Raw genomic sequence first — 11,674 nt, 5'->3', positions numbered from 1 at the left:
ATAACAGATTATGGAAAATAAAAAAGCACCTCCGATGTGGAGATGCTTAAAAAAATATAGGTTGATTTATTATTTGAAATTTTCGATCGCTTTGTTGATTGCGTTAATCTGAGGATTGATACTTGCTGCTTTCTGAGGATTCTGTTTCAGAAGTTCCATTTTTTTATTTAAGCCATCTTTCAACATTTGGGAAACCATCATTTTTACCTGAGGATTTTCGCCCATCTGTCCTTTTGCCTGACCTAAAATCTTAGTAATACTTTCTGTCGCTTTTAGGTTATCAGATGTCATAATCCAGTTGTAACCTTCTTCTGCGACTTTCCCCAATTCCGGATTCTGGAATTTTAAAAATGGATAGAAAGCAACCATTGGAGCAATATTCGACATTTGAGACGTTACCTTATTTTTAACAATAATCGGAAGCATTTTACTCAATAAATCTTCGGAAGCACCATTTAGATCGATTTTATCTGCCAAAGCATTTGCTTTTGTAGGGTCAACTTCCAACGCTGCCGCTACAGAATTTCCTCGTACAGAGTTTGAGACTGCGTTGGCTCCTTTCTCAAATATTGATAAGTATTTTTTATCTTTTGTTTTTGCCAATGCTGCTATTGCTGCACCCTGCACTAAAGTTTTAGGATCATTTGAAGCTAATTTTTCAACCTCTGTTCCTAAAGCTTTCAGTTGTTCAGCATTGGATAAATCCATTAATTCCAAAGCTTTTTCTCTCACTCTGAAATATGGATCTTTTAAAGCTGCTGCCAATAATTTGGTTGCAGCAGGATTTTTTCCTACCTGGTCTTTAATTGCATTTAAAGCGTTATATCTGCTTTTAAATTCTTTTGATCCTGTAAAATGCATTAGATTTTGCTCCGGAGTTTTGGTCTCGCTTACATCAGCAACCAAAATTCCGTCGGCATTGATATTCACTAAATCCGGATTTTTTGAAACATCAAAACTGAATGTGTTTTTTGCAGCCGCATTCACCCAAACCTGTTGTCTTTTTGGTTTTCCGTTATCGTAAACATCAATGGTCAAAGGAAACTCAAAAGGTAATTCCTGAGACTGATTTACCACTACAGTCACCTGTTTTTTTACAGGCTCAAAAGTATAAGAATAATTCAATTTTGGATGTCCGCTACCGAAATACCACTGATTGAAGAACCAGTTTAAATCTTTCCCTGATACTTTCTCAAATGATAATCTTAACTGATGAGCTTCTGCATTTTTATATTCATACGTCTTCAGATAGTCAGTCATTCCGGCAAAAAACGCTTCATCTCCCAGGTAATTTCTCAACATGTGAAGAATTCCGCCACCTTTCTGATAGGTTACCAAATCGAACACATCTTCCCGTGACGCATAATCAAATCTTACCAGATCTTTTTTGAAGTCTGAAGGATTATGAATATAATGACCTACATCTTCCATCTGGTGATAATCTGCCTGATCTTTCCCATACTTATACTCGTTCCAAAGATATTCTGAGTAGTTGGCAAAAGATTCGTTGACCGTCAGATTACTCCAGCTTTCTGCGGTTACCAGATCACCAAACCAGTGGTGAAATAATTCGTGAGCGATAGTGTCTTCCCATTTGTTCTCATCGATTAGCTGTCCCGGTTTCTGTAAAATATCACTTCCGTGAAGGGTTGCAGTAGTATTTTCCATGGCACCACTTACGTAATCTCTACCAGAAATCTGAGCATATTTTGACCATGGATAATCGTAACCCAATTTTTTTGAGAAAAACTCAATCATTTCAGGAGTGTTTCCATAAATCTGTTTTGCATAAGGCTCATATTCTTTCTCGATGTAATAGTCTACGGCAATATTCTTCCATTTATCTTTTACAACTGCATATTCACCGACCCCCATGAAGAAAAGGTAAGTCGAATGTCTTTTGTCCATCACCCAATGATCGGTTCTTAAGCCGTTAGATTCTTTCTGAGAATCCTTTAGGAGACCGTTTGAAAGGGTGACATATTTATCAGGCACCGTCATGTAGATTTCCTGAGTTGTTTTCTGGATTGACTTATCAATGGTCGGAAACCATGCAGAAGAAGATTCAGTCTCTCCCTGTGTCCAAATCTGGGTTGGTTTATCAGGATCCTGACCCTGTGCATTGATGAAATAAAGACCCTTCGCATCGCTGATTGCCATGCTTCCTTCCTGCTTCACTTCATTTGGACGGGCAGTATATTTGATGTACACCGTATAATCCTGATTTCTCTGATAGGTTTTATCTAAAGTAATTTTTAAAACATCATTTTTGTAATCATATTTTAAAGGAGATTTTTTGCCATTGTTATCCAAAGCCACTTCGTGAATCAACATCCCTTTAGCATCCAGAATCAACTCGTTTGTTGCATAGAAATAAGGTGAAGCTGTTAACCACTCTTCCCCATTCATCTGCTCTTTCTGATAATCAAAACTGACTTTAAGTTTGGTGTGTTTCAGCTCTGTAACTTTTGCTGATGTCGCTCTGTAGACTTTTTCTCTGCCTGAAGTTTCAGTTTGTGCAGATACATTGCCGGAAAACAAAGCTCCCAATATTGCAATCGATAAAATGACTTTCTTCATCTCTTTCCTTTTATTTTTTTATATTATTTTTTGTTATGATTTCGAAAATATCGTTCACCAAAGTCTCGTAATCGCCTTTCTTCAGCTGTTCTTTGGTTTTGGCAAAAGCTTTTTTCAGTTCACTTTCAGGATTTTCATCATCGATAATTTCGACAGAACTTACTCCTTTCAGTTGAAGGACTGCATTCTGAAGTAACGCCAGATCTGCTTTATCTTCGGTATTTATTTTTAGATATTTCATGAGATTATTCTTTTGTGAATATAGTTTCTACTCCGCCTTGAATGATTGCAAACTGCTTTTTTGACGGATCAAAATTGACAACAATTCCTGCCATGTCAAATTTAAAGCTATTTTTTGAAGTAGCTTCCAAAGGAAATGCACTTTGCCCGGTCGCCTGAGCCATCAAAGTTTTATCTTTAACGAAAATATTAAATTTAACCGGAATTTTTGGCGTGGAATATATTCCTACATACTGCTGAAGTTCAGTTTCAGACACAGCAAATGATTTGAAATTAGGAATCTGGAAATCCTGTCCGCTTGCAACTTTCAGCATATTAATTGCGATCTGATTGTTATCATAATCTGACTGATTGGTCACAGAACTCACTGCAACTTTCAATTCAGGAAAGTAATAGAGAAAAGATCTGAATTCATCAATTCCGCCGTTATGTCCGAAGCCTGAATATTGATTGAAAGGAATTTTCACCAATCCATAACCATAATTATCTGAGAAATTTTTCATTTGCTTCAGACTTTCACTGTTGATGATTTTTACGGTTTCCAGTCCTACAATAAATTTCAGAAGCTCTGAAGGAGTCGAGATGATATTACCTGCACCGATAGGAATGCTCATATCGGTTTCTGAGGAAGCCTGATATTTCCCATTTACAAAATTATACGACTTAGCCTGATTTTTCCCAGAATCTATTTTACCGCCAACTTCCGTCAAGGTGAGTTTTAGAGGTCTTGCAATTTTATCTTTTATTAATTCCGCGTAAGATTTTTTATACACTTTTTCAAGTATAAACCCTAAAAGATTATAGTTCGAATTACTGTACTCAAACTGAACACCCGGATTGAAATCACTTTTATACTTCTTAATAATTCCGACCAAATCTTTTTCAGTTTTCGGCTGAGTATTGTACTGCATATACTCTGCTTCATCAGTCAGATTATGAATTCCGGTACGGTGTTGCAGAAGATTTTCTATGGTAATCTTATCGGCATTTTCTATTTCAGGAAAAAACTGAGACAGTTTTGTATTTAAAGTCAATTTTTTGTCCTCAACTGCCTTCATAATCAATACTGCTGTGAACGTTTTTGAAATAGATCCGATACGATATTGCGTGTTCATATTGGCTTTCTGCTGTTTTTCAACATCCGAAAATCCTACCACTTTGATGAAGGAAGTCTGATGATTATCTGCAAAAGCAAAACTTCCCATTACTTTGTGATGTACGTTCAGGGAATCAAAATAACTGCTTAATTTTTCTCTGATATTATTTTGAGAAAATGCAAATGATGAAACACTTACAGCAACCGACAAACAAACCTTTCTTATCATAATGGAAATTTATTAATAAGTTGCTAAAACTCACAAATCGTTACAAAAAAAGTGAAGTTCTTACGCTTCACTCTCTCTCTTATTTAATTATTTTTAAATCGCTACAGGTGCTTTGATTCCCGGATGCGGATCATAATTTTCTAAAGTAAAATCTTCGAAATTAAAATTGAAAATATCTTTAATTTCAGGTTTTAATTTCATGGTCGGAAGAGGTCTTGTTTCTCTTGAAAGCTGTCTGTTAACCTGCTCAAAATGATTGTTATAGATATGAACGTCTCCGAAGGAATGTACATAATCTCCCACTTCCAAATCGCAAACCTGCGCCACCATCATCAACAGCAAAGCATAACTTGCAATATTGAAAGGAACTCCCAGAAAAACATCTGCACTTCTTTGGTACAATTGTAAAGACAATTTGCCATCCGCAACATAAAACTGAAATAAAGCGTGACAAGGCGCTAAAGCCATATTTGGAATTTCAGCAGCATTCCATGCAGAAACGATGAGTCTTCGGGAATCGGGATTTTTTTTGATCTGGTCGATTACCTCAGCAAACTGATCTACCACTTTTCCGTCTGCACCGGTCCAGCTTCTCCACTGTGCGCCGTAAACAGGGCCTAAATCACCATTTTCATCAGCCCATTCATTCCAGATAGAAACTCCATTGTCTGTAAGATATTTAATATTGGTATCACCTTTCAGAAACCACAGCAATTCATAAATAATAGATTTTAAATGAACCTTTTTCGTGGTTACCAAAGGAAATCCTTTTGATAAATCATAACGCAGCTGGTAGCCGAAAACGCTTCGTGTTCCCGTTCCTGTTCTGTCGGTTTTATCGGTTCCGTTGTCTAAAATATGCTGAAGTAAATCGAGATAGTTTTGCATTTGCGGGGAATAATATTGGGCTCAAATTTATGAAAAATTGAGGGATTATTAGTTAATCTTTTCAAATCCAATTCTGATTTGATTTTAATTTTCAAATTATTTTTTAAATTCTATCCGGTAGGCTTCAAAGTTTTCTGTGCCGAGGTTTTTCACAGAATGAGGTGGTTCGGGATCTGAGATTTTATTCTGATCTAACAGCTGATCAGTGGGCAAAGGTGGCAGTTGATGAGTTTTAGATTTTCTCAGTTTCCCTTTTTTATCCATTTTAAATTCTGAATATTCGATAGGTTGAGATTTTACCACCCAAAACAAACAGGGATTTTGATGGGTATGTACCGATTCTTCTTCTCCTTTTGACAGAACGACGTGTAAAATCCTTGTATACTCATCTTCAAAAACAATCTGGTGCGAAGCCGGAGCTTTTTTAACACCATCCAAATCTTCATTCCACGTCCAACCTGTGGGTTTTGTAATCTTTTTGGATGAATCAATTTTTTTTTTGAAATCCAGTCGGTAAGCTACTAAATCCTGATTTCCCAAATTCTTTGACAGTCCCAGATCGCCTTTGCCAACAGGAAATCCAACATTCATCGGAAGCTCATTCTTCTTCATAGCAACCGTCTGCACCGGAATGCGTTCTGCTTTTTCATTTTCAGTATAAAAAACCTGTTCATAATCTGAAGGTTGATACACCCACATTACTGCAGGCCATCTGTGCGAATGAATAGGTTCTGATTTCTGAGCTGCTACAAAAATTTTCAGAAGCCTCAAATTCTCATTTTCAAAAAGAATGATATGATTTTCAGGTGCTTTATTTACAGCTTCCAGACTGTCAGGATATTGTTTTTCCTGCCATTTCATCTCATTTTCCTGAGCGAATAGCAGAATTGAAAACTGTAACAGAATTATAAATTGTAATTTTCTCATTGTTTCAATAATTAATGGTTGAAATTGTTATTTAAGCGATGCTTTTTACGTATAAAATATAATCCAGACAGTAACGCAGGAGCAAATACAACTGCAGAAATCATTAACTGAAATTCAAATCCGAATTTGCATCTAACATATTTAACACTCCAAATTTTCTCAGGATACATCTTTGTTTTTTTTTAGAGTGAATTACATTAAAACTTTAATATCTCTTCTACTTCATCTGAAAATCTTTATCACCACATTGCCACAGCAGAAAAGAATATTCTCTGGCCACCTGAACAAACTGTTCATCAACCGTACTTCCACCGAAATGCCCTGCTTTGTAATCTACATACAGAAGAACGGGATTTTTTGATGCATTCTCATCCTGCATCTTAGCCGCAAATTTCGCAGGGATATAGCTTTCTACGCGGGAATCATTGAAACCTGTAGTGATCAGCTGGGCAGGATATTTTGTTCCTTTTTCAATATGATGAAAAGCATCCATTTCCCATAAAGCTTTAAATTCCGTTTCGTCTTTTACGGTTCCAAATTCAGGGATATTTGCGGGACCGTTTGGTGAAAATTCCATTCTCAGAGCATTCAGACAGCCTACTTTCGGAATGGCGACCTTGTAAAGATCGGGACGTTCTGTAATCGCTCTTCCAATCAAAATTCCGCCGGCGCTTGCTCCCGAAATTCCAAATTTATCTGATGAGGAATATTTATTTTTAATCAAATATTCTGCGCAGGCATTGAAATCTTTCCATGTATTGGGTTTTGTAACCTTCTTACCGGCAAGATACCAATCCCGACCTTTTTCTCCACCGCCCCGTATGTGTGCAAAAGCCAGAACGACACCGCGATTCAGCAACGGTAAATATCGCGTTGAAAAGTAAGGTGTAGAAGACATCCCGTAAGCGCCGTAACCCTGCATGAATGCGATATTGCTGCCGTCTTTTTTCAGTTTGGTTTTATCATACATAATGCTCAGCGGAACCATTGCATCATCGTGGGAAGGAACTTCAATTTCCTCAAAAACAATATTTTCAAGATTCGAAAAATTGATATCCATGCTGAAAGGTCCTTTGGAAAAGCTTTTCGAATCAACATCGTAAGTGTAAAAATTGATGGGTAAATTCCAGCCGACATTGATGAGCGTTAACTCGTTTGAATTCTTGGAAAGTGCCGTCGCTTCTACATTTCCTTTCAAAGGCGTTTCTATTTTTGTGGTTTTTCCGGTTTTTAAATCATAATAAAACGGTTCTACAACCAACTCATTTTTAGTTTTAAAATAAACCAGATAATCTTTCGATTGTGTGACAGAGGACAGCTTCCATTCTTTATCTCCGGATGCTACTTCTTTGGCGGTGGCAAAATCGGGTTTCGAAAGCGAGGTTTTAACCAGTCTGAATTTAGAATTTCCTTTTGTAGTCAAAAGATAAACATCATCGCCCTTCACAAAAAAATTCCAGATTTCATCTTTTTTTGTGCAGAACGGTTTCCAGTTGATGCGTTCTTTTTTCAGTTCTGAAGCGGGTGCGTAAAACATTTCCTTATAATTTTCAACCGTTGCTTTACTTAAAAAAATGTAAGGTGAATTTTTTGAAATATACATATCCGGATATTCCGACGGGAGAATATTGAGCTCAGGATATTTTTTTGCACTTGCCAGCAGAAGATCTTTTGAATTGTCGGTGCCGAGAACATGGAGCTTTGTTTTGGAATTTAACCATACTTCAGGATCGTGGGTATCATAGCTTTTTGCCTCACCGTACATGATTTCTGTATTGCTGCCGTCTACAAAACCGCCGTTGCTGTGCGGGATGACATCAGGAAGAAACTTTCCGGTTGCTACATCCATGATTTTCACATCACCCAATTCCGATCCCACTTCGCTAAGATTGAAGACCAATCTGCTGCCGTCATGACTCACACTTACTGCATAATCCATCACTTTTCCTGCTATATAATTTTGGGGATCAAACAGAAGGACTTCTTTTCCGTTTTTGCCTTGTCTGTAATAGAGTTTGAGTACAGATTCATCCGGCAATCTTTTTTTATAAAAATATTTTCCGCCTTCAATGGCAACGGGAATATATTTTACAGCAATAATTTTGTCGAGCTCTTTGAGTTCCTGAATGATCTTATTCTGATTCGGGATTTTTGAAAGCTGGGCATTGGTGAAGTTTTCCTGACCTTTGAACCAGTCCAGAACTTTTGGATCTTTGATATCTTCCAGCCAGCGGTAGGAATCTTCAACTTTTTTCCCGAAATAGGTATCGGAAACCAGTTCTTTTTTCGTTTCAGGATATTTGTACTGACCAAAAGACCATACACTCAGAAGCAAAACGCCCAATGTTATTGATTTTTTCATGGTAATAAGTTTTAGTTTTTAAAAATAGTGATAATAACTGTCCGCTACACAAATATAATAAATTGACTGTCAGTGCAGTTAATTATTTAAATCGAATTTAATTTTTCACTTAACGGAGAATGCCAAGAGCCTAAAAACAGAGCTAGTTCCACAGAAAACTATTTAGATTCTGCAGATTAAAATGTTTAAATAAAAAAAACAGGCTTCATCGAAACCTGTCTGAATGTACTATATAAAGTAAATTTAAACTGCAGTATAACCACCGTCAACAAGGTAATATCCACCAGTCATAAATGATGCTTTGTCTGAGCTCAAAAATAAGACTAACTCAGCAACTTCCTGCGATGTCCCCAATCTTCCCATTGGATGTTTTGCCACCAAAGCCTCCTTCATATCTCCACTTGCACTTTCTAGCAGAGGTGTTTCAATATAGGCAGGACCTACAGCATTGCAACGGATATTTTTCTGTCCGTATTCTGCTCCGATATTCTTTGTTAAACCAACAACTGCATGTTTTGATGCAGTATATGCCGAAGAAAGCGGTGCTGCCACTGTTCCGTGGATTGATGCGATATTCACAATCACTCCGCCACCGTTTTTCTCCATCTGCTCCAGTTGATATTTGCAGCCATAAAACACACCATCTAAGTTAACGTTCAGTACTTTTCTCCAGCTGTCAAGGCCATATTCTCCGGTCAGTTTCTGTTCGCCTCCGATTCCCGCATTATTACAGGCAATATCTAATCTTCCGTAGATTTCGACTGTTGATTTAATAAGTGCTTCTACTTCTTCTGCCTTTGACGTATCTGCTTTTACAAATGATGCTTCACCGCCGTCTGATTTGATTTTTTCTACCGCCTGTTTGCCATGTTCTTCATTGATATCAGAAACGATAACTTTTGCTCCTTCTTTTGCATAAGACCCGGCGATTGCCAATCCGATTCCTGAACCTGCTCCTGTAACAAGAGCTACTTTATTGTCTAAAATTCCCATTTGATAAAATTTTGATTAATATTTGAATAATTAAATTTACAATAATTTCAGTTCATTGTTTCTTTTTAAAACATTAAACTTTTATTAAAGTTTTACATGGTAATTTACTCAAAAAGGATTCCGAAATCTACCAACAATTTGATTTTGAGAATTATTAAATCTTAGGCTTAAAAAATATTTAAGATTTTATGGGTGACATTATTTAAACTGATACTCTCCGATTCTGATTTTCCTTCCAGTACTTTTGCCAAGGGTGAATCTGGGGAAATGCAGAAAATTTTATTTCCATCCAAATCAATATTCGAAAGAGAAACCGAAATATAGAAAAGTCCTTTATCCGTTTTTACCAGCGCCCCTTTTTCTGCTTTGACAGAGGGTTTTGTAGATAAACTTTTAAGAAAATCTCTCTGTTTTAAGACTTCATTCAGCTGAACTTGCAGATTGTTGATTTCCTGCTGCAGTATTTCGCGCCCGGTTTCATATTTATCTCCCATTGAGCTTTTGGTGTCGTTGCTGGAGGCGCGGGTTTCAGCGATAAGATTTTCGAAAGTCAGAATTTTTTCTGAGATTTTGTTTTTGAGAATGTTTAGTATTTCTTCTTTTTTCATTTTGAATAATCCTTGTGAAAGATTAAATTTTGGCTAAAGCCAATTCCAACATCAAACTTAAAACGGGCTAAAGCCCGTTCCTATTGATATTATAAATATTCTATTAAAGTTACACCTTATTTTTCAAAAACAGCAAAAGCCGAAACTTTAAAATTAAAATCTTTTCCTTCACTGAAATCTCTCTTTGTTTTGTCAAAAACATTTTTAAAAGTTCCATCTACGTTTTCATCCTGAATGGTGAAATTTACCGGCTCCTTTGAAAAATTTAAAACCACTAAAACCTCATCTTTTCCATTTTTTCTTACGTATGCCAGAATTTTATCATTGGCGGTTGTGTTCAGAAGATATGTTGAAACTGCAGAATCTCCACCTCTCAAAGCTGGATTTGATGATTTTAAACTTAAAAGGGTTTTATAGAAGTCGGCCATATCGTATTTTCCATTCCACTCGATGACGTCTTTTTCGAAGAACTCCAATCTCTTCATATTGGGAAGTTCCTGACCGGAATACAAGAGTGGAATTCCGTTCCATGTGGCAGAGAAAACAGCCATTGGCTTTGTGATATCTCCGTACTTTTCAAACTCGGTTCCATTCCACGAATTTTCATCGTGATTGGTCGTAAACCATGCTCTCATAGAAGCATCACCGATTGCAGAATATTGTTTCAGCAAATCTTTCAGTTCACTGATAGGCTCATTTTTTTTGTAGTAGTCCGCAGATTTGTGCATCCACTTCCATGAATAACTTGCGTCGAAAACTTTACCGTAATCCGGATTTTCCAACTCGTCGTATTCGCCTATGAAGAAAAGAGGCTTTATTTTTTCAACTTCAGGTCTTGCTTCTATCCAGAAATCAACTTCAACCCATGAAGCCAGATCACATCTGAAACCATCGATGCCTGTTTCTCTTACCCAGAATTTCATTGCATCGATCATTTCCTTTCTCATCTCTTTGTTTTTATAATCCAGTTCGATGATATCATCCATTCCTGAAGCTTTGTGAAAACTTCCGTCGGGATCTTTTAAATAAAATTCGGGATGAGTTTTTGTCCATACATGATCCCAGCCGGTGTGATTGGCTACCCAGTCGATGATTACTTTAAAGCCCAAACGGTGCGCTTCGTTAACCATATGTTTAAACTCATCCATGGTACCGAATTCCGGATTGATGGAGGTGTAATCTGATGCTGCATACTGACTTCCCAGACTTCCTTTTTTATTGAGCTGTGCAATTGGGGTAACAGGCATAAACCAAAGGGTTTTCACGCCCATATTTTTGAGGCGGGGCATTTCTTTTTCAAACGCTTTGAAAGTGCCTTCCTGAGTATATTGCCTTAGATTGACTTCATAAATATTGGTGGTATGTTTCCATTCTGTAGGTAAGTCCATATTCTTTTTAATGTTTTGAGTGGTACAGGATAGAAGTCCCAGACCTATTGTTGCGAGTAGAATTGCTTTCCGCATTATTTTTGTTTTAACAAAAGTAACGATTACCGATTTAAATAGGAATTGGTAATGGTAAAATTTCGTTCTGAAATCCGCTTTTTCCTATGCAAACCATACGAAAAATAAAGACTGAGGCCTAGCCCCGGTAGAAACGGTTACCCCACAGCAAGCGTTGGATTATGCTTTGGAGCGAGGAGTATGAGTGGATGACGGGAAATAGCTCCTGAATATTTTGAAAAGTTAATAAGTTGTGAACGTTTGAGGAATTCAAGATTCTTGGAAATTTTCAAATAAAAAACCCTGAAA

9 protein-coding genes are annotated in these 11,674 nt (G+C 37.0%); all 9 read right to left on the bottom strand.

Annotation, left to right across the window (positions count from 1 at the left end):
• Positions 1-69: 69 nt before the first annotated feature.
• The 9 genes from OMO38_RS06090 to OMO38_RS06050 all read right to left on the bottom strand — a co-directional run bounded on the left by OMO38_RS06090 (position 70) and on the right by OMO38_RS06050 (position 11,386).
• Entirely contained in the window at positions 70-2,580 is a 2,511-nt protein-coding gene (locus tag OMO38_RS06090) for a M1 family metallopeptidase (protein ID WP_264749320.1), read from the bottom strand.
• A gap of 10 nt (positions 2,581-2,590) precedes the next feature.
• Positions 2,591-2,821, bottom strand: a complete 231-nt coding sequence (locus tag OMO38_RS06085) for a hypothetical protein (protein ID WP_264749319.1) — start codon at positions 2,819-2,821, stop codon at positions 2,591-2,593.
• A gap of 4 nt (positions 2,822-2,825) precedes the next feature.
• On the bottom strand, positions 2,826-4,145 hold the full coding sequence (locus OMO38_RS06080) for a serine hydrolase domain-containing protein (RefSeq protein ID WP_264749318.1): 1,320 nt from the start codon (positions 4,143-4,145) through the stop codon (positions 2,826-2,828).
• Between the two features lie 93 nt (positions 4,146-4,238).
• On the bottom strand, positions 4,239-5,033 hold the full coding sequence (locus OMO38_RS06075) for a thymidylate synthase (RefSeq protein WP_264749317.1): 795 nt from the start codon (positions 5,031-5,033) through the stop codon (positions 4,239-4,241).
• Positions 5,034-5,129: 96 nt separating this feature from the next.
• Positions 5,130-5,960 carry a hypothetical protein gene (locus tag OMO38_RS06070; protein ID WP_264749316.1) on the bottom strand — a complete coding sequence of 277 codons (831 nt, stop codon included), beginning with the start codon at positions 5,958-5,960 and terminating at the stop codon, positions 5,130-5,132.
• A gap of 217 nt (positions 5,961-6,177) precedes the next feature.
• The gene (locus OMO38_RS06065) at positions 6,178-8,322 is read right to left on the bottom strand and encodes a prolyl oligopeptidase family serine peptidase (protein ID WP_264749315.1); all 2,145 of its coding nucleotides are present in this window, start codon (positions 8,320-8,322) and stop codon (positions 6,178-6,180) included.
• 243 nt (positions 8,323-8,565) lie between these two features.
• Entirely contained in the window at positions 8,566-9,315 is a 750-nt protein-coding gene (locus tag OMO38_RS06060) for an SDR family NAD(P)-dependent oxidoreductase (RefSeq protein WP_264749314.1), read from the bottom strand.
• A gap of 167 nt (positions 9,316-9,482) precedes the next feature.
• Positions 9,483-9,923, bottom strand: a complete 441-nt coding sequence (locus OMO38_RS06055; protein ID WP_264749313.1) for a hypothetical protein — start codon at positions 9,921-9,923, stop codon at positions 9,483-9,485.
• Between the two features lie 116 nt (positions 9,924-10,039).
• Positions 10,040-11,386, bottom strand: coding sequence for an alpha-amylase family glycosyl hydrolase (locus OMO38_RS06050; protein ID WP_264749312.1), 1,347 nt, complete (start codon positions 11,384-11,386; stop codon positions 10,040-10,042).
• Between the last annotated feature and the right edge of the window lie 288 nt (positions 11,387-11,674).

Source organism: Chryseobacterium kimseyorum (assembly GCF_025971945.1).
Classification (GTDB): Bacteria; Bacteroidota; Bacteroidia; order Flavobacteriales; family Weeksellaceae; genus Chryseobacterium; species Chryseobacterium kimseyorum.
The sequence above is the reverse complement of the archived record's forward strand: the minus strand, read 5'-3'. Positions and strand labels throughout refer to the sequence as shown.

Excerpts from the sequence above, each read along its gene's own strand:
- OMO38_RS06090 (WP_264749320.1), bottom strand. The coding sequence starts at position 2,580 with ATGAAGAAAGTCATTTTATCGATTGCAATATTGGGAGCTTTGTTTTCC.
- OMO38_RS06085 (WP_264749319.1), bottom strand. The coding sequence starts at position 2,821 with ATGAAATATCTAAAAATAAATACCGAAGATAAAGCAGATCTGGCGTTA.
- OMO38_RS06080 (WP_264749318.1), bottom strand. The coding sequence starts at position 4,145 with ATGATAAGAAAGGTTTGTTTGTCGGTTGCTGTAAGTGTTTCATCATTT.
- OMO38_RS06075 (WP_264749317.1), bottom strand. The coding sequence starts at position 5,033 with ATGCAAAACTATCTCGATTTACTTCAGCATATTTTAGACAACGGAACC.
- OMO38_RS06070 (WP_264749316.1), bottom strand. The coding sequence starts at position 5,960 with ATGAGAAAATTACAATTTATAATTCTGTTACAGTTTTCAATTCTGCTA.
- OMO38_RS06065 (WP_264749315.1), bottom strand. The coding sequence starts at position 8,322 with ATGAAAAAATCAATAACATTGGGCGTTTTGCTTCTGAGTGTATGGTCT.
- OMO38_RS06060 (WP_264749314.1), bottom strand. The coding sequence starts at position 9,315 with ATGGGAATTTTAGACAATAAAGTAGCTCTTGTTACAGGAGCAGGTTCA.
- OMO38_RS06055 (WP_264749313.1), bottom strand. The coding sequence starts at position 9,923 with ATGAAAAAAGAAGAAATACTAAACATTCTCAAAAACAAAATCTCAGAA.
- OMO38_RS06050 (WP_264749312.1), bottom strand. The coding sequence starts at position 11,386 with ATGCGGAAAGCAATTCTACTCGCAACAATAGGTCTGGGACTTCTATCC.